Origin of the sequence: Anaerococcus tetradius (assembly GCF_947087635.1) — a bacterium.
In the GTDB taxonomy this organism is placed as follows: domain Bacteria; phylum Bacillota; class Clostridia; order Tissierellales; family Peptoniphilaceae; genus Anaerococcus; species Anaerococcus tetradius.
In genome coordinates this window covers 1-21,729 of sequence record NZ_CAMUDP010000015.1, presented here as the reverse complement: position 1 = coordinate 21,729, position 21,729 = coordinate 1, and the positions used below count along the sequence as shown (strand labels likewise).

General features: G+C 35.5%; 22 protein-coding genes and 1 other annotated feature. Of the genes, 5 read left to right on the top strand and 17 right to left on the bottom strand.

What is annotated here, in order from left to right; all coding sequences use genetic code 11:
- Positions 1-2: 2 nt before the first annotated feature.
- The 11 genes from P6936_RS06025 to P6936_RS05975 all read right to left on the bottom strand — a co-directional run bounded on the left by P6936_RS06025 (position 3) and on the right by P6936_RS05975 (position 11,074).
- Positions 3-1,436, bottom strand: coding sequence for an aldehyde dehydrogenase family protein (locus P6936_RS06025; RefSeq protein WP_276881117.1), 1,434 nt, complete (start codon positions 1,434-1,436; stop codon positions 3-5).
- 10 nt (positions 1,437-1,446) lie between these two features.
- Entirely contained in the window at positions 1,447-1,737 is a 291-nt protein-coding gene (locus P6936_RS06020; RefSeq protein WP_004837434.1) for a BMC domain-containing protein, read from the bottom strand.
- Positions 1,738-1,745: 8 nt separating this feature from the next.
- Positions 1,746-2,039 carry a BMC domain-containing protein gene (locus P6936_RS06015; protein ID WP_004837433.1) on the bottom strand — a complete coding sequence of 98 codons (294 nt, stop codon included), beginning with the start codon at positions 2,037-2,039 and terminating at the stop codon, positions 1,746-1,748.
- An 8-nt stretch (positions 2,040-2,047) separates the two neighbouring features.
- Positions 2,048-2,311 (bottom strand): hypothetical protein, encoded by a 264-nt coding sequence (locus tag P6936_RS06010; protein ID WP_004837432.1) that lies wholly within the window; start codon positions 2,309-2,311, stop codon positions 2,048-2,050.
- Positions 2,311-3,405 (bottom strand): hypothetical protein, encoded by a 1,095-nt coding sequence (locus tag P6936_RS06005; protein ID WP_004837431.1) that lies wholly within the window; start codon positions 3,403-3,405, stop codon positions 2,311-2,313. Before P6936_RS06005 ends, P6936_RS06010 begins: the two co-directional genes overlap by 1 nt.
- Before the next feature lie 476 nt (positions 3,406-3,881).
- Positions 3,882-6,995: an isoleucine--tRNA ligase gene (ileS, locus tag P6936_RS06000; RefSeq protein WP_276881116.1), complete on the bottom strand. Its 3,114-nt coding sequence runs from the start codon at positions 6,993-6,995 to the stop codon at positions 3,882-3,884.
- Between the two features lie 279 nt (positions 6,996-7,274).
- Entirely contained in the window at positions 7,275-7,760 is a 486-nt protein-coding gene (locus tag P6936_RS05995; RefSeq protein WP_004837428.1) for a hypothetical protein, read from the bottom strand.
- 3 nt (positions 7,761-7,763) lie between these two features.
- Positions 7,764-8,240: a glutathione peroxidase gene (locus tag P6936_RS05990; RefSeq protein WP_004837427.1), complete on the bottom strand. Its 477-nt coding sequence runs from the start codon at positions 8,238-8,240 to the stop codon at positions 7,764-7,766.
- Between the two features lie 199 nt (positions 8,241-8,439).
- Positions 8,440-9,321: a MetQ/NlpA family ABC transporter substrate-binding protein gene (locus P6936_RS05985; RefSeq protein ID WP_004837426.1), complete on the bottom strand. Its 882-nt coding sequence runs from the start codon at positions 9,319-9,321 to the stop codon at positions 8,440-8,442.
- Positions 9,322-9,390: 69 nt separating this feature from the next.
- Positions 9,391-10,056: a methionine ABC transporter permease gene (locus tag P6936_RS05980; RefSeq protein WP_004837425.1), complete on the bottom strand. Its 666-nt coding sequence runs from the start codon at positions 10,054-10,056 to the stop codon at positions 9,391-9,393.
- The gene (locus tag P6936_RS05975) at positions 10,043-11,074 is read right to left on the bottom strand and encodes a methionine ABC transporter ATP-binding protein (RefSeq protein ID WP_004837424.1); all 1,032 of its coding nucleotides are present in this window, start codon (positions 11,072-11,074) and stop codon (positions 10,043-10,045) included. The genes P6936_RS05980 and P6936_RS05975 overlap by 14 nt, the downstream gene beginning before the upstream one ends.
- A 51-nt stretch (positions 11,075-11,125) precedes the next feature.
- Positions 11,126-11,355 (bottom strand) — a binding site (T-box leader).
- Between the two features lie 199 nt (positions 11,356-11,554).
- Between P6936_RS05975 and hydG the strand changes: the two genes are divergently transcribed.
- Complete coding sequence (hydG, locus tag P6936_RS05970; protein WP_276881115.1) at positions 11,555-12,973, top strand: [FeFe] hydrogenase H-cluster radical SAM maturase HydG; 1,419 nt, start codon at positions 11,555-11,557, stop codon at positions 12,971-12,973.
- A 1-nt stretch (position 12,974) separates the two neighbouring features.
- On the top strand, positions 12,975-14,123 hold the full coding sequence (gene hydF, locus P6936_RS05965; protein ID WP_276881114.1) for a [FeFe] hydrogenase H-cluster maturation GTPase HydF: 1,149 nt from the start codon (positions 12,975-12,977) through the stop codon (positions 14,121-14,123).
- Between the two features lie 55 nt (positions 14,124-14,178).
- Here the strand turns inward: hydF and hydE are convergent, their stop codons facing one another.
- From hydE to P6936_RS05935, 6 genes are all read right to left on the bottom strand, one after another.
- The gene (hydE, locus tag P6936_RS05960) at positions 14,179-15,222 is read right to left on the bottom strand and encodes a [FeFe] hydrogenase H-cluster radical SAM maturase HydE (protein ID WP_004837419.1); all 1,044 of its coding nucleotides are present in this window, start codon (positions 15,220-15,222) and stop codon (positions 14,179-14,181) included.
- A 6-nt stretch (positions 15,223-15,228) separates the two neighbouring features.
- Complete coding sequence (locus P6936_RS05955; protein ID WP_276881113.1) at positions 15,229-15,486, bottom strand: hypothetical protein; 258 nt, start codon at positions 15,484-15,486, stop codon at positions 15,229-15,231.
- A gap of 154 nt (positions 15,487-15,640) precedes the next feature.
- The gene (locus tag P6936_RS05950) at positions 15,641-16,258 is read right to left on the bottom strand and encodes a hypothetical protein (protein WP_060929803.1); all 618 of its coding nucleotides are present in this window, start codon (positions 16,256-16,258) and stop codon (positions 15,641-15,643) included.
- Positions 16,251-16,946, bottom strand: a complete 696-nt coding sequence (locus P6936_RS05945) for an acyl-[acyl-carrier-protein] thioesterase (protein WP_276881112.1) — start codon at positions 16,944-16,946, stop codon at positions 16,251-16,253. The genes P6936_RS05950 and P6936_RS05945 overlap by 8 nt, the downstream gene beginning before the upstream one ends.
- A 25-nt stretch (positions 16,947-16,971) precedes the next feature.
- Entirely contained in the window at positions 16,972-18,342 is a 1,371-nt protein-coding gene (gene mgtE, locus P6936_RS05940; protein ID WP_276881111.1) for a magnesium transporter, read from the bottom strand.
- A gap of 3 nt (positions 18,343-18,345) precedes the next feature.
- Entirely contained in the window at positions 18,346-19,551 is a 1,206-nt protein-coding gene (locus tag P6936_RS05935) for a S41 family peptidase (protein ID WP_276881110.1), read from the bottom strand.
- Positions 19,552-19,738: 187 nt separating this feature from the next.
- On the opposite strand from P6936_RS05935, the gene P6936_RS05930 reads away from it, so the two are divergent.
- The 3 genes from P6936_RS05930 to P6936_RS08185 all read left to right on the top strand — a co-directional run bounded on the left by P6936_RS05930 (position 19,739) and on the right by P6936_RS08185 (position 21,631).
- Entirely contained in the window at positions 19,739-20,782 is a 1,044-nt protein-coding gene (locus P6936_RS05930) for a hypothetical protein (RefSeq protein WP_276881109.1), read from the top strand.
- Between the two features lie 11 nt (positions 20,783-20,793).
- Entirely contained in the window at positions 20,794-21,336 is a 543-nt protein-coding gene (locus P6936_RS05925; protein WP_231723887.1) for a hypothetical protein, read from the top strand.
- Between the two features lie 217 nt (positions 21,337-21,553).
- The gene (locus P6936_RS08185) at positions 21,554-21,631 is read left to right on the top strand and encodes a hypothetical protein (RefSeq protein ID WP_423775344.1); all 78 of its coding nucleotides are present in this window, start codon (positions 21,554-21,556) and stop codon (positions 21,629-21,631) included.
- The last annotated feature ends 98 nt before the right edge of the window (positions 21,632-21,729 follow it).

The window sequence follows — 21,729 nt, the reverse complement described above, 5'->3', positions numbered from 1 at the left end:
TCCTAATAATTTTTTTCTAATGAATTTAGTATTTTTTCAAATAAATCTCTATCTTTTTTGACAGTTTTTTCGCTTAAAAAGGAGCTTATATCTTTTTGATCACATATACCTATTTCTCTAAATTTCATAAAATGATTTGGTGTTAGTGATGTTTGTTCGCATCCTTCTATTTTTTTTGTTGATAAGCTAAAACTTATGGGAAGGTTTGTCCCTATTCCTACTGAGCCTAAACCAGTTGGAGAGTTTACTAAAACTCTTGCTACAGGTTTTTTTTCTATGAATTGTTCTATCACATATGCATCGTTGGAATATATTGAAAGGCTTTGACCTTTTTTGTCGTTTAAAATTAATTCAACGCATTTTTCGCAAGCATTTAACCAATCATTTTCTATATATAGGGAAAGTATAGGATTATATTTTTCTTTTGAATAAGGGCTTTTTTCTGATACGTATGGTTTTGTAACAACTAAAATTTTTGTATCTGAACCAACTTTTATTCCTGCAATTTCGGCGATTTGCCTTGCGCTTCTTCCTATAAGTTCCTTTCTGCAATTATGGTCTTGATCATATAATATTTTTTCAAGTTTTATATGTTCGTCCTTGCTTAGAAAATACGCTCCATATTCTTTGAATTTTTCTACAACCTTTTCATAAGCATTTTCTTCTACTACTATTGATTGCTCAACTCCTGGCAAAAGGCCGTTATTAAATGCTTTTGAATTTATAACTTCACAACTTGCCTTATCTATATCACAATCTTTGTCTATAAATACTATGTTATTTCCTATTTCCGCTTTAAAAATTTGAGCCTTATCGTTTCGGATTTTTCTTTTGTTTTCGCTTAGAAGATTTTCTAATATGAATGAAACTTTTTCACTTTCATATAAGGTTTTTTCTCCTAAGTCCGAGTTATAGGTTAAAATATCTAAAAAACCTCTTGGATAAAAATTTTCTTTTAGGATTTTTTTTATATCTTCAACCATTTTTGTTACAGTCTTATCACATCGTAAATCACTTACTACAATAAGAGGGTTTAAAGCTCTTATCGCAAAATATATGGCTTGAAAACTAGTAAGTGTTGATAGGTATGGGGCTATGAATACAAGACTAACACCTTTTGAAAGAGCTACTTGTTTTGAATTTTTTCCATTTACTATGTCGAATATTTGAGGATAGGCATTTAGTTCATCATCTAAATTATCTAAATAATAATTTCCAAGTTTTATCTCATCCTCATATTTTCCATATGATGTTTCTTCAAAAGACATTTTTGCAAGTTGGTCTATGTTAGTTTTGTAATATTGTTTTATTTTTTTTAATAGTTCATTTCTTGTTTCTTTGTCAATACCAAGAAGAATTTCCCTAGAATTTTCTGCCTGTTCTAATAAAATTCTTGCTTGTTGAATCGAAAGAAGATCTGTATCTATTACTTTCATAGTCCACCCCTTAAATCAAATTATCTAAATTATAAATTTCGGTTACTTTTTCTAATTCTGGATGTGGGCTTGGTATTACTAATGACGAGTAAACTTCTGCTCCCATAGCTTCTACTGCCTTAACTCCTGCTTGTACTGCTGATTCAACTGCTGACACATCTCCTTTTACAAGTATTGAAATATATCCACTAGCTACGTTTTCGTAACCAATAATTTCTACACTACCTGCTTTTTCCATTGCATCTGCAGCTTCTAGCACATATACTAAACCGAAAGTTTCTATGCCTCCTAATGCTTGCATCTTTTCTCCTAATCTTCTACTTTATGAACTGATATTACCTTGCTTACATTTGTTACTGGTCGTTTCATAACATTATGAGCTGTTATTTTTCCAATTTTTTCGCCTTCAGCTACTCCAGCTTTTACTGCACTCATACATGATGAAACATCTCCTCTTACTATTACAGTAACTAGAGTTGATCCTACGTTTTCATAGGATACAAGTTTTACATCTGCTGCTTTTAGCATAGCATCTAATGCCTTTATAGCTGGCAACATACCCAAAGTTTCTATAAGACCTATTGCTTGTGATTCGTACTGCATATTTTCACCTACTTAATATACGAATTTATAGTTTGTTTTTGTTCTTCGCTTGCTTTATAATATACGACTAGTTCGTCATTTATTAGCGTATATGAATCTTCATCTACTAGGCCATTTTCTTTTGCTGTCATTAGACTTTCCATTATGTTTGCCTTAGTAAAAGCTTTGTGATCTTTAAATTCATTTTCTAAAGCTTGATAAACATCGTTTGCAGATGCCTTATCAACCTTAGTAAAATGTTTTAATATTTCATAGTTTAATGGTCTTCTCATTATCTGTTACCTCTTTTTAAATAATCAAGCGGATTTACACTCATTATGAATATTCCTAATGCCATAAGAAGTGAGCCGAACCATGCTATTGGTGCTATTTCATAACCTGGATTTTTTAAAATTATTCCAAGTATAATCCAACAGAAAAAAGGTCCCCAGAAAGTGTATGTACCATTACATGCCATACCCAAGGCTGCTCCACACATTGAAGTTCCTTTATACCAAAAAGCAAATGATATAAAAGTAAAAAATCCACTGGCAAATAAGATCAAAATAGTTGGATCAGTGAAAGCTTTTATGAAAAGACTTGATATAAGGTGGATTCCACTTCCTTCGATTAATCCAAAAATTGGTAAGACTATAAATAGGTTCGCTAATGAAGATGTTGTTTGTCTAATTGCAATTCCAATTTCAGAATCAATCATTGATGTACCAAATCCTGCTATTACTCCTTCAAGTCCCCAGCCAAAAGCTGCAATTATTGCAAGAATTATTCCTAAAATCATTCCATCTTTAACTTCTCCAGTAAGGCTTGTTGCACCTATTAATAGAGATGATGCTAGGCAAATAACAATTCCTAAAATTGTTCTTGCTGATAATTCTTGTTTCAAAATTACTCTTCCAAGAATTGCTCCGATAGCAACATTAAGACCTGCTATAGGTATAACAACTGGTCCTCCCATTTGAACAGCAAGAATATATGTAACTCCTGCTATAGGTCCTCCGACTATAGCTGCAAACACCATTATCATTCCAGGCTTTGTTTTTAAAGTTTTTATAAAATCTCCAAATTTCCCTTTAAAAATTGAATTTGCTAAAGCCCAGATTGCTGATGTTAAATCGTTTATTCCTGTCGCAAGAGTTCCAAGAATAAAAGATAATGTAATATAGGAAAGTCCTGCTTTTCCAGAATACCAAAACTTCCATATTCCATATACTGTGGCTGTAGTTACTAATGCTGTATAAAGTCCATAGTAAATACCAGATTGAATTCCGATATTCAATCCCCTATTAAAATACTTTTTATCAAGTTCTTTTTTAGTGGATTCTGCTTTACTAACAGCTGCCGAATAATCTTTTGTTTTTTCCACCACTTTGTCTCCTTTTTCTTATTTGAAAACATACAAATGTTTTCCTTGATTAAATATTAACAATTTACCTAACGTAAAAGTCAACTTTTTTCTTAAAATAAATTTCCTAATTGAAATATCAGGTTTTAATTGATATTATTTTGTCATTGAGCTAACTATTTTTTCGTCTAGCTTTTACCTAAGCGTAAAAGTTTTTGTATCATTCCTAATTTTTTTTAGATATTTTTACTCAAGAAAATTTATAAATCAATAAATTTCTTTTATTTTTGTCTATATTCCAATAAATTTCCCTATATTTTTCATCATGAATTTTTAAAATCTCTGGCATGGATTCGCTCATCTTGTCCATTTTTTTCTTTTTATCTAAAACTAAAACTTTTTTTATCGTGAATTTTTACCATATTCATAAGTTTGAGTTTCATTTTTTTCCAAGCCATAAAAAAAGAAGCAAGTTTCCTCGCTTCCCTTTGTTTTTATTCTTACTTTCTTTCTAGTTCTATTTTTACTTTTTTGTCATTTAGTTCTAATTGTTCACTAGCAAGATCTTTTCTTTCGAATTTATCTGCTAGGGTTTCTTTTTTGATTTCTTCTTTGAATTTTTCTAGAGAGGCTTCTAGTTCATCATCTGCTTGGTAGTAGATGTTTATTCTATCTGTTACTTCAAAGCCACTATCTTTTCTCATGTTTTGAACTTTTGAAGTAAATTCTCTTGCGTAGCCTTCGTCTAGGAGGTCTTTAGTTATTTCTGTATCTAGGATTAAAAAGACATTGCCGTCCATTTCTACATCGAAGCCTTCTTTGGCGGTGATTCTTATGTCGAGATAGTCTTTGCTTACCTCATATTTTGCATCTGCTAGGGTGATTTCTTGTGGAGCTTTTTCTACAGCTTCAATAAATTCTTTGGCATCTACACTTGCTAGGAATTTGGCAAAGTCGTTAACCTTGGATTGGAAGATTTTTCCTACTACTCTAAAGTCTGGTTTTAGGAAGTAGTCCATAAAGTCTGATAGGTCATTTTCGAAGTCGACTTCTTTGATGTTTAGCTCTTCTTTGATTAGGCCTGTAAGATCTGCGATTTTATCTTTGTAGGCTCCATCTACTATGATTTTTGATAGAGGTTGACGAACCTTGATTGATTCTTTTTCTCTTGAAGCACGTCCTAGGTTTACTATTTTTCTTACAAGGTCCATGCTAGATTCGATTTGTGTGTCTATCAAGCTCTCATTTGCTTCTGGAAGGAGGCTTGTGTGAACTGTTTTTTCTCCTGTAAGTGACCTATAGACTTCTTCGGCTATAAATGGTGTTACTGGAGCTATTAGCTTGGATATGGTTAGTAGGGCGTCAAAGGTGGTCTTATATACGGCTTTTTTGCTAGCTGTTAGGTCTTTTGACCAGAATCTCTTCCTATTTCTTCTGATATACCAGTTAGATAAGTCTTCTACTACAAAGTCTGATATCATGTGAACGACTTTGTTGTAATCAAAGACTTCCATGGCTTCGGTGTAGTTTTTGATTAGGGAATTTAGCTTAGAGTAAAGCCACTTGTCTATTTTTTCTAGTTGACCATCTTCAAATTTTGCAATTTCTTCTGCGCTTAGCTTATCGGTGTTGGCATAAAGAGCGAAGAAGTTGTAGACATTTTCGAAGGTTCTAAAGAAGTTGTTTTTAACTTCGACTAGACCCTTTTCGTCAAATTTTGTTTGCATCCATGGTGGAGAAACGTAGAGGGAGTAGAATCTTACGGCATCTGCTCCATATTTGTCAAAGAGGGCAAATGGGTCTAGGGTGTTGCCCCTTGATTTACTCATTTTTTGACCATTTTTATCGACTACAAGGTCATTAACTAGGACGTTTTTGTAAGGTGCTTTTCCTAGGGTAATGGTTGATATTGCCATTAGGGAATAGAACCATCCCCTTGTTTGGTCAATTCCTTCAGATATGAAATCTGCTGGGAAGTAGTTGTCAAGTTTTTGGCTCTTGTCGAATGGATAGTGGATTTGGGCAAATGGCATAGCTCCTGAGTCAAACCAAACGTCTATTACATCTGGCACCCTGTGCATTACTCCTCCGCACTTATCGCACTTAATACTTACATTGTCAACATATGGTCTGTGAAGTTCTATGTCTTCTGATATGTCTTCGATCGCACGCTCTTTAAGCTCAGCTCTTGAAGCAACAGTATCGGTGTGGCCACAATCATCACATTTCCAAATATTTAATGGAGTCCCCCAATATCTTGATCTTGATATAGCCCAGTCCTTGACATTTTCTAGCCAGTTGCCGAATCTCTTATCGCCTATGGTTTGTGGGAACCAATTAACTTCGTTGTTGTTTTTTACCATGGCATCTGAGAATTTGCTCATTTCTATATACCAAGATGGTTTTGCGTAATATACAAGTGGGGTATGACATCTCCAGCAGTGTGGGTAGTTGTGCTCTATAGTTTCTTTAGCAAAAACTTTTCCTTCTTCTTGGAGGTGTCTCCAGATTTTCTCGTTGGTATCGAAGATAAATTCGCCCTTCCAAGGAGTTTCTGTAAAGTTTCCTTCTAGGTCAACTGGTTGAACGAAGGCAAGATTATATTTTCTTCCTATTTGATAGTCGTCCTCACCAAAGGCTGGTGCTGAGTGAACTATTCCTGTACCATCTTCTGCTGATACATAATCGGCAAGGGTTACTATAAAGGCCCTATCTTCACCAACTTTTACATAAGGCATAAGTTGGTCATATTGCCAATATTCCATATCTTTTCCAGGAAATTCATCTACGATTTCATATTCCCTTTCTCCCATAAGTTTTTCTACAAGAGATTTGGCACAATAGTAATAGGCGTCATCTTCTTTTACGAAAACTTTGGCATAGGTTAATTCTGGATGAACGGATAGGGCGACGTTTGATGGAAGGGTCCATGGGGTTGTTGTCCAAGCTAGGAAATATTCGTTTTTTGTATCTTTTTTCTTGAATTTAACTGTTAGGGTTATAGTCTTATCCATTTGATAGCCTTGGGCAACCTCATGGCTTGCAAGACCTGTACCACAACGAGGGCAATATGGCATAACCTTTGCTCCCTCGTAGATGTAACCTTTTTTGAAGGCTTGATCTAGAAGATACCATTCTGTTTCGATGTAGTCGTTATCCATTGTTACATATGGCTCGTCCATATTGTAGAGATAGGCCATTCTATCTGACATTTCTCTCCAAAGGTCTGAATATTTCCAAACAGATTCCTTGCAAAGCTTATTAAATTTCTCTATACCATAGGTTTCTATGTCGTTTTTATCATGAAATCCCAAGGATTTTTCGACTTCGATTTCTACTGGAAGACCATGGGTATCCCAACCTGCCTTTTTTAAAACTTTGTAGCCTTTCATGTTTTTGTATCTACTTGTCATATCCTTTAAGGTACGGGCTATAACGTGATGGATTCCTGGCTTACCATTGGCTGTTGGTGGACCATCAAAGATTATATATTCCTCGGCATCTTCTCTTGTTTTGAAGGTTTCGTCTAAGAGGTCGATATCTTGCCAATATTTTTCTAATACCGCTTCCCTTTCTCTTACATTTTTACTGTCTAAAGATTTGAATTCTGACATTACTAACTCCTTTTTTTGTAAATTTTCAAAAAATAAAACCGTCCTTAAAAAGGACGGTCCACCGTTTTAATAAACAATTTAACGCAATTGTAACGTAATAAACTAATAATTCATTTATTAGACTAGAAGATGATCTTCGCCCAGTACGCTTCTAGCAGCTTTCACCTAACCTGCCTCTCTTTTAGATTAATAAAGGGTTACTCTTCTTCATAACATCATATTTATAATATAATATAATACTAACAAAGTTTTTTGTCAAATATAATTGTATAGGCTTGACTATATATGTCTGATTATCTTAAATTTCTCCAAATTATAGACATCAAAATCATCTATGTTGGCCCTATCCTTGGCATCCTCAAACATTTGATAGTCGCTTTCGTAATCATTCCTATAAACTATAACAGGGTTATTTTTGTAATTTAGTAAGAGTCCATGATAGACTCCGAAGTCTTCGATTTTTCCAATTGGTGTTACCTTGTTTATTTCCAAAACTTGGATGTAAACATCATCTAGGTCTTCTTTTTTGAGGGCTAGGGCATTGTTGAAGATGCCGAGATTTACTGTTTCGTTTATTATATCTAGGGCGATATTTTTCCTAGTTGGATATATTGAGCCAGCTCTTTCCCTCTTATCTCCTATATTAATTTCGATTAATACTCCGTTGTGATTATTTTCAAATTCTTTATCATAAGTACTTAGGTAGCTTCCAGTATCTAGGTAGTGCTTCAAAGAATCGAAAGCAAGTTTTACAAATTTATCCATGATTTATCCTAACAATTTTTCTATATCTTTTTTCATATTTTCAGGTTTTTTGTTTGAACCAAAGCGACTTACTACATTTCCTTCTCTATCAATCAAAAATTTTGTGAAATTCCACTTGATAGCCTTGCCAAGACCTGGCTTTTCTGTTTTTAGGAAGCTGTAGAGGGGTGCTTCGTTTTCACCGTTGACATCTATTTTTTTGAATCTATCAAAGCTTGTCCCAAAGTTTAAGGCACAGAAGGAGTCTATTTCTTCGTCAGATTCTGGAGCTTGATTTGCAAATTGATTGCAAGGAAAGTCCAAAATCTCGAAGCCTTGATCCTTGTATTGTTTATAAAGATCCTCAAGAGAATCGTATTGCTTAGTAAAGCCACAGTGAGTTGCAGTGTTTACTATAAGGAGGACCTTACCCTTGTATTTTTCTAAACTTATTTCATTATCATTTTTATCTAAAACTGTAAAATCATATACGCTTGTCATAATTTCTCCTTTTTAGCTATTCTCTATTGATTATACTGTTAATTTCCTTCTCATCTATTTTATAAGGCTTCTATTTTCTAGGCTATTTTCCTTGTAAAAAAAGCTGTTGCAAGATCTCTTGTGATTTTGCAACAGCCTCTTAGTTTATTATTCACCTAGCTTAGCTTGTATTTTAACAAGTCTAATTAGCTTTTAGATTTTACCAAGCTGGTAACCAAGCTCCTTTTGTGATTTTTTCCATGTCTTTTTTAGTTTCTTCTGTTTGATAATATTTTACAAATTCTTTGTAGTCTTCGTTGTTTTCGTCTTCTTTTCTTGCTGCTATTAGGTTGATATATTGTTTTACAGAGTCAGTTTTTGGATTCTCTTTAAAAATTGCAGTGTTTTTATCAAGGCCTGCGTCAAGAGCGAAGGTGTCGTTTACTATTGCTACTTGGCAATCGTCTAAGCTTCTTGGTGTTTGTGATGCGTCCATTTCAACTAATTTTAATTTTTTAGGATTTTCTTTTACCTTATCTATGGTAATTATATCTCCTGGATTTCCGTCAACTTTGATTAGACCTGCTTCTTGAAGTAGGAAGAGGGCTCTTGATCCGTTTGATGGGTCGTTTGGTAGGGCTACCTTATCGCCTTCTTTTAGTTCATCTAAAGATTTAATCTTGTTTGAGTAGATGGCAATTGGTGCAAGCATTGTATTTCCGATAGATACTAGGTCTGATCCTTTTGATTGGTTAAATTCTTCTAGGAATTTATAGTGTTGGTAAGCGTTTAGGTCGATATCTCCTGCTAGAAGGGCTTCATTTGGTTGGCTGTAGTCAGAAAATACTACAAGTTCTGCCTTCTTGCCTGTTCCTTTTTCATATCTTTTGATTACTTCTTTTAGGACGTCGTTGTATTCTCCAACAACACCGATTTTGATTACTCCACTATCTTTTTTTCCTGACTTTTCTTCTGGCTTTGCCTTTTCTTCGGTCTTTGCTTCTTGTTTGCTATCTTGTGCCTTCTCGTTATTTTTTGCCCCACAAGCGCTAAAGCCTAGGACTAGGGCTAGAGTTAGTGCGATTTTTGTAAATTTTTTCATTATGTTCCTCCCTTAATTTACATATATATTATTAAAGATTTTCATCTTAATAACCACGATTGTTAGTCTTTAGTGACTAGTTTTTCTTATGAGTATGTTTGATACTCCTTGGATGATAAATACCATTATTAAAATTATGATTACTGATATCAAGACTACATCATCCTTGTATCTTTGATATCCAACTGCTATGGCAAGGTCTCCTATACCGCCACCACCTATAAGTCCTGCCATTGCTGTAAGGCCTAATAGTGAGATTAGGGTAATGGATGCTGCCCTGATTAGTGAAGGAAGTCCCTCCCTAAGGTAAACTGAATAGATTATTTCGACTGGTCCCTTGCCCATTGCTTCAGCAGCTTCGATTACTCCTGGATCAACTTCTGCTAGGGCTTGTTCAACCTGCTTTGCAAAAAATGGAACTGCCGAAAATATTAGTGGCACTATAGCTGCTGTAGGGCCTATTCTTGTGTGGACTATGGCCTTGGTAATTGGAGCTACTAGAGCTAGTAATATTACAAAGGGAATGGCCCTAAAGGTATTAGTTAGTTTATCTAATATCGAATAGAGTTTCTTATTTTCGAGTAATCTTCCCCTGTCTGTTACTACTAGGATTACTCCAAGTATAAGGCCAAATATTCCTGCGAATATAGCAGAAACTACTAGCATATACAAGGTTGCCCAGGTTTCATCTACTATCCTATCTGATATGGATATGGCATAATCAAAGTATCCCATCTTTACCTCCCAAGATTTTAATTCTTACATCTTTGTCTTTCAAATAAGTTAAGACATTATCCAAGCTTCCTTCAGAACCCTTGAAGGTTACTATTAGATTTCCTACAGGAGTTGATCCTATAAACTCTATATTGGCAGCTAGGATGTTGGTCTTTATTTTAAACTTCTCGTAAATTTCATTGATAAGTGGCTCGGTTGTGCTAGCTCCCTTGTAGTTAAGCTGAACAAGGATTTCATCATCTCTAAGGATTCCTATATTTTCCTTAACATCTGCTATGGTTTGTTCGACATTTGTAGAAGTTTCTACGAACTCTCTTGTCAATTTTTCCTTAGGATCTGAGAAGATATCGAGGGTTGAGCCTTCTTCAACAACTTTTCCATTTTGCATTACTGCACATTTGTTGCAAAGGTCTTTAACAACTTCCATTTGGTGAGTGATTATCACAATAGTAAGCTTTAGCTTCTCATTTAGTTCCTTTAAGAGAGCTAGAATTTGCTTAGTTGTCTTTGGGTCGAGGGCACTTGTAGCCTCATCGCAAAGAAGGATTTCAGGATCAGAAGCGAGGGCACGAGCTATGGCACATCTTTGCTTTTGTCCTCCAGAAAGCTCCCTTGGATAGGAATCTATCTTATCAGCAATTCCAACTAGCTCTAGGAGGTCTTTGGCTTTTTTGATTTTCTCCTCCTTGCTTGTCGATTTATCTCTTTTGATTGGAAAGATTACATTATCCAAAACTGTAAGATTATTCAAAAGATTGAAGTGTTGGAAAATCATGCCGATTTTTTTTCTTCTTTCCCTAAGTTCCTTGTTGGATAAGTCTAGAAGCTTTTCTCCCTTAACTATAACTTCCCCTTGGCTTGGCCTTTGGAGAAGGTTTATAGTCCTAACTAGAGTTGACTTACCAGCTCCAGAAAATCCTACGATTCCAAAAGCATCTTGCTTTTCAATTTTAATGCTTACATTATCGACTGCCTTAAAGCCATCGAAGTCGACTGTAATATTGTTTAACTCTATCATATCTTCCTTCCTATTGTCTCAATAAAAAAAGTCCCCAGCTTCCCGAAGGAAACTAAGGACGAAAATTCGCGTTACCACCTTAATTCACAAGTGCTCGCACACTCATGCTCTCATCAAGTACATACATACTCTAATTCTATAACGGGAATTCCCGTGCGACTCTAATATCGAATCGCCCCATCAAAGGCCATCTTCATCTAAATCCTTATCCACCCCTTTCACCAAAACGGGGCTCTCTGTAGAACGAAAATCTAGATTACTCTTCTTTTCTGTTGGTTTGTTAAGTTTATCTTGTCGATAAAGATATATTACCATGGATTTTTTTACTTGTCAAATAAAATATATGTATTTTTGTATAAGCATTAATTTTTAGAGCTTTGGTAGAATTTTTTAGAAAAAATTTATCCATGAAAGATAGGTAAATTTCCTTTTTAAGCCCATAAGTATTATAATATTAATGAAATAATAAAGGGAGGTAATATGGTAGTATATAATCCAAAATCAAAAGATGCTAATGAATTTATAAACCATGAAGAAATTTTAGAAACTCTCGATTATGGTAGATCTAATGCCCATAATAGAGAGCTTATCATAGATATTTTAAATAAGGCAAAAGAGGCTAAGGGCCTAAGCCATAGAGAGGCCTTTGTACTTTTATCTTGCAAGGAAGATGACCTTAACGAGGAGATTTTTAATCTAGCAAGAGAACTTAAACATAAGTTTTATGCCAATAGGATAGTGCTTTTTGCACCCTTATACCTATCAAATTATTGTGTAAATGGCTGTTCTTATTGCCCATACCATGGTCAAAACAAGACTATACCTAGAAGAAAATTAACTCAAGATGAAATCCGTGAGCAAGTTATAGCCCTACAAGATTTGGGTCATAAGAGACTTGCCCTAGAAGCTGGAGAAGATCCTATCCATAACCCACTCGAATACATACTCGAGTCCATTCACACAATCTATAATATCAAACATAAGAATGGCGCTATCAGGAGGGTTAATGTAAATATTGCTGCAACTACAGTTGAAAATTATAGGAAGCTTCACGAAGCAGAGATTGGAACTTATATTCTCTTCCAAGAAACTTATAATAAGAAAAATTACGAGGCTATTCACAAGTTTGGACCAAAGTCTAATTATGAATACCATACCGAAGCCATGGACAGGGCCTTTGAGGGTGGCATAGATGATTTGGGCCTTGGAGTTTTGTATGGGCTAGATTCTTATGAGTATGAATTTGTAGGACAATTGATGCACGCTGAGCACCTCGAAGCTAGATTTAATGTAGGTCCTCACACAATTTCTGTTCCAAGAATTCAACCTGCTGATGATATTGACCCTAACGACTTCGACAATTCCCTCTCAGATGAGATGTTTGAGAAAATTGTAGCCTGCATAAGGGTAGCTGCTCCTTATACTGGTATGATTGTGTCAACTAGGGAAAGTGAAAAGGTTCGTGCTAAGCTCCTTGAGCTTGGAATTTCACAAATTTCTGGCGGTTCAAAGACTTCTGTCGGAGGCTACACCGATGATGAAACCAAGGGAAGCGATCAGTTCGAATTGTCTGATAATAGAAGTCTTGATGAGATTATCGACTGGCTAATAGCTAAAGACCATGTTCCAAGCTTTTGCACAGCTTGCTACAGAAAGGGAAGAACAGGAGAGACATTCATGGGTATGGTTAAACAATTTGGTATAGGAAATATTTGTCATCCAAATGCCATAACTACCCTCGAAGAATACCTCGTTGATTATGCTAGTGATAAAACTAAAAAGGATGCCGAAGCCCTCATACAAAGAGAGCTTGATAGTATTCCAAACCCTGAAATTCGCAAATCAACTATAGAAAAACTAGAAGAAATAAGACAAGGACAAAGAGATTTATATATCTAATATGAAAGTACAAAATAGCGAAAGGCTCCATATAGGAATTTTTGGTCAAACAAATTCTGGTAAATCGAGCCTACTAAACTACATGACAGGAACTGATACTGCTATTGTTTCAAATATAGCAGGAACTACGACAGATCCTATTAGAAAGGCCATGGAGATAACAGACTTTGGCCCAGTTCTTTTTATAGATACAGCTGGAGTTAATGATAAGACTAGCTTAGGCCAAGCAAGGATTGCTAAAAGCAGGCAGGTTATTGATAAGTGCGATGTCTTCATCTACTGCCTAAGCCTAGATGATGATATGAAAATCCTAACTGAGCTAAAGAAAAAGGAAAAGCCAATAATTTATGTAGCTAGCAAGCAGGATTTGCCAGTAGGCAGCGAAATAAGTGAGCAATATAAGGACCTTGCTCCTCTAAAGATTGATATAAGAAATAAGGATGACAGGCTAAAGATTTTTGCTAGGATTAAGAGCTTAGAAAAAAAAGATGAGCCTACTATCACCAAAAATTTGGTCAAAAAGGGCGACTTGGTTGTTCTTGTCATCCCCCAAGATAAGGCCGCCCCAAAGGGAAGGCTAATTAAGCCCCAAGTAATGACTATTAGAGAGCTTATTGATAAAAAGGCTACAGCTATTTGCTGTGATTTGACAAGTCTAGAAAATACTTTAAGCTCCCTTAACAAAAAGCCCGACCTAGTAATCTGCGACTCCCAAGTCTTTAAGGAAACTAGCGAAATAATAGAAGAAGGCACAAGCCTTACCAGTTTTTCCATACTTTTTTCTGCCTTTAAGGGAGATTTACCTTATTTTATAAAATCTGTAAAAAGACTCGACATGCCCCTAAGGAGAGTTTTGATAGCAGAAGCCTGCACCCATCCTCCTATTGATGAGGATATTGGAACAGTAAAAATTCCAAGGATGCTCAAGAAAAAATATCCAGACCTTGAGATAGAATTTGCTAGGGGCGATAGTCTTATAGACTACGATAGATACGATTTGATCATATCTTGTGGAGCTTGTATGTTTAATAGAACTACTATGCTAAGCAAGGTAGAAAAGGCAAAAGAAAAATCTATAGCAATGACAAATTATGGCATCACCATAGCCTATCTTAAAGGAATCCTCGATAAGGTCGTCCTTCCAGATTAGATACTAAAGACCCAAAAGCTTAGCTTTCGGGCCTTTTTCTATGTTTCTTTAAAAATTAACTGTATCTTCTTGTTTTTTTATCGTAAGTTATCACATCTCCCCTGTCGGTTACGATTTGATAGCCTGCATTTTTTATCCTAAGTTCAAGGCAGGCCCTACATTCGGCCGCCTCATCTCCTGTACAAATTTTGTTATCATAGAGGGAATATTTTTCCCTAACCATGGTTGGGGAAAGGTTGGGCATAAGGACATTTGCTCCAGCTTGAAGACCTCTTTCCCTGCCCAGCGGATTAATAGTTCCAAGGGCAGTTGTAGCCGGTATTAGGGCATAGGGAAAGAGGATTCTAAGGATTGACACTAGCCTTAGGGTCATCTCAAATGACCCATTAGGAAAGTCCTTGAAGGGAGTATCGTGCTGGGTCATATAAGGGCCTATGCCTATCATGGCTGGTTGTAATTCTTCTAAGAAGCGTAGGTCTTTAATAATAGACTCTGTTGTTTGGTAGGGAGAGCCTACCATGAAGCCACCACCTACTTGAAATCCGATTTCCTTTAGCTTCCTTAGGGCATCTCTCCTATTTTCAAAGCTCATTGAAGAAGGATGGAGCTTTTGGTAGTGGTCTTTATCTGAAGTTTCTTCTCTTAATAAATATCTGTCGGCCCCTGCCTCAAACAATCTCTTGAATGATTCGTAAGACCTCTCCCCAAGGGAAAGAGTGATAGCTATATCGTCATGGAGGGCCTTGATTTTTTTAACTATATCTACCATGATATCATCAGTGAAATATCCATCTTCGCCCCCTTGGAGGACGAAGGTCCTATATCCAAGCTTGTAACCCAGTTTGGCACAAGATATGATATCCTCCTCGCTTAGCCTATATCTTTCTACATGATAATTTGACTTTCTAATTCCACAATAATAACAATCATTCTTGCAAATGTTAGAAAATTCAATTAGACCTCTGACATAGACCTTATCTCCATAAATCTCTTTTCTGATAGCATCTGCCCTCTTGTTGAGGACTTCTGTTAGAGAGTCATCTTCTATCCATCTTTTAAGGGTCGAATCATCATAATAAGTTGTGTTTTTAACCTGCATAAGCTTTTATTTTTCCTTCTTGTCCTTTGACTTATCTTTTTTAGCCTGTGCCTTCTTGGCCTTCTTTATTAGCTTTTTGAAAAATTCATCTTGGTCTTTGACCTTTAAAAACTTTGATTTGATTTCTCCAAAAAAATAATCTTTTTTCTTCTCTTTGCAATGACCTAAACAAGTTTTCTTTAACTTAAAGCCGTATTTGTTACTCAGGTCTTCTAATTTATCTATGTCAAGCTTTGAACACTTTTTGCATACTTTGACTTTCATAAAAACTCCTATAAAAAAAATCAGGAGACCAAAGCAAAAGTTCTATTCACTTTTGCAACAGTCTCCTTGGGTTTGGTAAAATAAATTCATTTATAATATACTGCTATAAGCTATATTTGCAAACTAGATTTCTTATCGAAAGTTTTCTTAACTCCTAGTCCTCTTTGACAAAAAGCTTGTAGGGAAATTTAGATTTTTTAATCTTCGGCAAATATAATTCTATATCTTGCCCTAATTTTCCCTTGAAATAAGCTTCAAGGTCTATATATCTTTGCCTCAATTTATCATTGTCATATCCTAAATATAGGTCCATCCCCCTACTTAGACCTATATATTCATCAGAAAAAATCATATAGAGGTATTGGACTAAAAGGTCGTAGTCAGTGTAGCTAAACTTGTAGAAGAAATTTTCTAAAAATTTCTTCTCTTTATCGTCTAATTTGTACAAGTTTTCATAAAGACCTAGATCTTTTATAGCAAAAGCCTGACTAAGGGCAAGCCTTGCTGGAAAAAAATATGCCTCATCCCTAAGGATCTTATAGCCATATAGAAAATCCTTATCATTTGACTTCATTAGGCCGATTTTTCCTAGGGCCCCACAAGCAAAGGCCAAGTCCTTATCAAGACCTAGGTCTTCTGCCATAGCCTCTGCCGTTTTTCCTACAAGAAAGAGGCGAGCAATCCATCTGCCAGGCCTTGCCTTATAGGCCTCTTCCAAATAATTTATTATCTTGTCCTTGTTGGGAATATTCCCGAAGCCTTTTTTATACATTAGTTTTAATCTTTCCTAAACAATAATCTCTTCCATCTTCCCCTCTTAGGGCAAAGTCTATGGACTTATCTTCTCTTCTTGCGAAAGCTTGAACTTGTTTTTTATCCCTAATTTCATTTCTGTAAATTAGCTTGATATAACTTATATCCTTGTCATAAATATCGACAGTTTCTTTAATCAAATCAAAATAGACGGCATTGTTTATGTGGAAATTATTATCCAAATCTGCTCTTCTTAACTGAATATCTTTGATAAAGGCTAAGTCATTTCTTATTTCCATATCGTAGATATCAAAGATTGGATTTTCCTTTCCATAAGCTAGGCTTAGATTTTGGGGGATTTTTATAGGACGAAGCCTAGTAATGTCCATCAATAGGAAGGTCGCTTTAGCCCTTGCTAGGATATTTCCCCTACTTTCAACTATAAAGTCCCTATAAGCATAAAATTTATCCATATGGGTGGGAATTGTGGTGATTTCTATTTTTTCTCCCAGTCTAATATTGTTTTCGATTTGTATATCCCAAGAGTAAATTATCCACCTTAGATTTTTCATATCTATGTCTTTTTCAAGTATCTCTGCTTGATCAAAGGCAACTTCATTCATAAGGGCAACTAGATATCTCATTGAGATATAATTAAAAGGATCTACATGCATCCTTCCTATTTTGAATTTCTTCTTGAATTTCATAGGGCCTCCTTTTCTAGAGATATATTTATAGGGGAGCTACACTGATGAACATTTGAGCAATGTTGAAATAAACAATTAGTCCAACAGAGTCAACAATGGTAGTTATAAGTGGACTTGCCATGATGGCAGGGTCTGCTCCTAATCTACTTGCAAGCATTGGAAGGAGGGAGCCTACGACTTTTGCTGTTATAACCACTAATAGCAAGGTTACTGCTACTATAAGGGATATCTCTACTCCAACCTTATCAAAGAACATACACTTTAGAAAACTTACTAGACCAAGCGATAGACCACACACAACCCCTACCCTAAATTCCTTCCAGAAGACCTTCATCCAATCCGATAATTCAACATCATGGGTTGCCATGGCACGAATGACTAGGGTCGAAGTTTGGCTTCCTGCATTTCCACCTGAGTCTGTAAGCATTGGTATAAACATATTAAGGGCAATTATTGATTGGATAACTGCCTCATAGCTTCTAAGGATTGTAGATGTGAAGGCTGATGATATCATCAAAAACATCAACCAAGGAATCCTGTTTTTCGCTAATTTCCATACGCTCATCTTACTATATTCTTCCTCTTCTGGAGTTGTAGCTGCCATGATTTGGAAGTCTTCGGTCGCCTCTTGCTCGATTATCCACATGATATCATCAACTGTGATTATACCTACCAGCATATTTTCCTTATCCACAACTGGAAGGGCGGTAAAACCGTATTTTTGGAAAGTCCTCGCAACTTCTTCTTGGTCTTCATCTGTCCTTACAGAAATTACATCCTCATAGAGGAGGGATGATATCAAGGTATTCTCATCGCTTGTAACAATATTTCTTAGGGAAACGTAGCCAAGAAGCTTTTTGGTAGTATCAGTTACATAACAAGTATAGACTGTTACCTTGTCCTTACCTATTCTTTTTATAGTGGCTAGGGCTTCTTTTACTGTCATGTTGATTTTTAACTCAACAAATTCTGGAGTCATAAGACTTGCTGCTGAGTCTTCAGGGAATTTTAGGTATTGGTTGACCCTCTTTCTTATTTCAGGGTCGGTATTTCTTAGTATCTTTTGGACAACTGATGCTGGCATCTCTTCTAGGGTGTCGATCATATCGTCGAAGTCCAAGCCTTCAAGAAGATCTGTAAACTCAGCATCATTTAAGCCCTTCTTTATCTTATCCTTATCGGATGGGTCAAGCTTGGCAAATACTTCTATAGCATCTTCCTTTTTGAGGAGCCTAAAAACTAAAAGAGCATCATCAGAGCTAAGGGTCGATATAAATTCTTCTATATCGACCGGATTAGTCCTCCTTAATAATTTTGAAAGATTTACTCCATCTTTCTTAGCTAGAAGTTCTGCTAACTCCTCTACCCTCTTTGAATAATCCATATATTTTTGCATCTATTAATCCATCTCTGAAAAAAGAACTTGAACAGCCTTTTTGAATTGTATATCTTTAGATAGGTTTTGCTTGTTTATTTCTTGATTTTGATCTTCAACATCAACTTCTACATCAGGCTTGACACCAATTTTATTAATCTTTGCTCCTGATGGGGTATGATATTCGCTGATTGTAATTTTTGCTCCAGAACCATCTTCTAGTGGGAAAAGTTTTTGAACAATACCCTTACCAAAGGTCTTCTTTCCTATAATTTTTGCTCTTTTTCTATCCTTAAAGGCCCCAGATAGGATTTCACTTGCTGAAGCAGAGTTTTCGTTTACGAGAACAGTCATAGGGATATCATCATTAGCCTCGTCTGATTCTTCAGTTATGACCTTTCCCTTCTTATCTTCTGTTGTAACTATAACTCCCTTACCCAAGAACTTATCAGCTATGGCAAGGCAAACATCAAGTGATCCGCCTGGATTATTTCTAAGGTCTAGGACTAGGCCCTTTATACCTTGATCTTTTAGTTTCTTGTAGGAAGCGTTGAAGTCCTCACCTGTTACATCGTCAAAAGATTTGATGTGAATATAGCCTATCTTCTTACCCTTAATGGTAAAGCTTGCGTCATCTATGGTATCTACCTTAACATCACGTCTTGCTACCTTTAAGTCAATATCCTTAAAGTTTTTGCCATCTTTTTCCATCCTACGGATAGTTATTTTGACATCAGTATCTTCTTCGCCCTTCATAACAGCCACTGCATCTTCCATTTGATCTGCACTGTATTCCTTGCCTTCGACTTTTATGATATAGTCTCCAGCCTTTAGTCCTGCTTCAGCAGCAGGAGAATCGTCAAATACTTGGACAACTTTAATAAAGCCTTCCTTGCTAGCTTGAACCAATACGCCTATTCCCTTATATCTTCCATCTAGGGTTTCCATAAGTTTCTTAAACTCATCGGCAGTGTAGTATTGGGTGTAGGGATCACCTAGATTAGCGAACATTCCCTTTAGAGAACCTTCATACAAGTCTTCTTCCTTGTAATCGAAAAGGAAATTCTTATCGAGAAGATCTCTTAGCATATGCATATCTTCCAAATGAGCTTGGTCTGTCTTAGTAATTTGTCCATTAGTTGATGGATGGTTGAGGCCAACTATATAGCCTGTAAAAGCAAGCCCTGCTGATAAGGCGAGAGCTAAAAATATTTTTCCTAATTTTTTCATAAATCCTCCGTCTTAAAGTATATACTATATCATATCACAAAAATTACCAAGAATACATAAAGGAAATGAAAAATAAGCTTATAACAATAAAGAAATAACTACTCCACAGAAGAAAAGATAAATACTGTAAATAAAAGCCTTATATGGTATAATGTAGGAAAAGAAAACGTAATTTAAAGGAGTTTTTATGAAGAAAAATAATATCACAAAAGGAATAATAGCCCTAACACTCGCAACAAGTTTCGTCCTAGGAGCAGGTCAAAGCTCATTTGCAGCAGAAGCTACAAGTATAAGTCAAAAAGAAGATGTTAAAAAAGCTTTTCTAGATGCTTATAACGAACTAAACGGAACTTATACAGAATGTTTATCTTTAAGAAATAAAGACTATACTTATATTAATGCAACTTCCTATTCTAAAGCAGCTTTTGATGGAACAATGACTCAAATCGCAAACTATATTGGTTCTATAAACACAGATAAAGCAATGACAGATGCTGAAAAAAAGGCATATATACCTGAAATGAAAGCTAAATTAGAAGAACTAAAAACTGCTAGAGACAGACTAGATGGTAAACAAGTTGACTCCCAAACCTTAACTAATCTTATAGATGATGCACGAAGCTTTATTAGAAATGATGAAAATTACAAGGCAGCATCCCAAGACCTAAAGGCTGCTTTTGACCTAGCTCTTACAAATGCCTATACAGTTTATGGCAAAGGTGATAGCCTATCAAAAGGTGAATACGAAAGGGCTGTAAGTGAACTTAGAGATACTAAGGCTGCTATAATTAGATATGTAAAGACAGAAGATACTAAGAAAGTCTTGGCTAAGAGAATTGAAGAGGCAGAATCTTTATTAAAGGATAAGAAAAAATACTCAGCTGATAGCGTAAAGATATTTGAACTTGCCCTTACAGCTGCTAAGTCTACAGCCGCAAATCCTAAAGCAAGTCTTGAAAATTACGAAGATATCATCCAAAAACTTGATACAGCTAAGGAAGATATGCTTGGAAGCGATAAGGATGCAAAAATAAAGAAGGCTCTAGATAAGTTAAAGAAAGCAAAAAGCGAAAGCGAAATTACAGTAAAAGCTTGTAAGACCCTTCTTGATTTCCCAGCTATAGCTAAAAACTACGGAGATAAGATTAGAACTTATCTTGTAAAGGCTGAAAAAGTAATCAAAAATGCTGAAGAAGTTATAGCCAAATACGAAAAACCAGCAAACAAATAAGAGGAGTAATGATGTTTAAGAAAAGATTAATAGCAGGACTTCTTGCATTTAACTTTGCTTTTCTAGGACTAGGCCCTGTTTTTCAAAAGGTTAGCCCAGTTAATATAAGCTATGCTGCTGAGGATGATGCTACAAAACTTAAAACTCAAAAAGAGCAATTGCAAATTGGAGTTGATGATAGTGTAAATATTTTCGCTTCTGAAACCTACAATTTGATTAAAAAGCAAAGCCTAAAGGCTAATTATGTTGAAGCCTTAGAATATGCGAAGACCTTGTTAAATAAAGAAGATCCAAGTTATGAAGAATTAAGAAATGCTACCATAGCCCTAAATAATGCTAAAAGCGAGATAAGAGAATATGGCAAAAAAATCTTGGCAGTTCAAAAGCTAAAGGCTGCTGTTGAAGAAAACAGGATAACTATTAAAGCTATTAAATACCTTATGAATACTTATCCTGCCATAGCTAGAAGTATTGGACCAAAGGCTAACGCTATAATAGAAAAAAGTAATAGAGTTATTGCTAATGCCCAAAGAATCATTAGTCAATTCGAATAATATCAAGAATCAACCGGTCAGTTTGACCGGTTTTTCTTTTTCCAAACTTGCTTTATAATATCATTAGGGTTAAGTATAGGGCCACTTATAGTATGTTAAATTAAGGTGGAGTTTTGGATACTGAATAGTTGTTAGTCTTATCAATCGATCTTGCTTTTCTTAATATAATATAGTAAGGTCAGCTTCAACTATAAGCATAGTTACAGCCCTTCTTTCCATGCTTGGCTCTAAGATAGGCTCAAAACTTGGGATGAAGAGCAAACAAGTGGCAGAGCTTGTTGGAGGTATATTTTAATGGGCATAGTATCGAAGATTCTTTTTGAGCATCTTTTTTCCAATAGACGAATTGTCAAATCAAATGCAACACCTACGGTAAGAAACCAAATAGTTCTT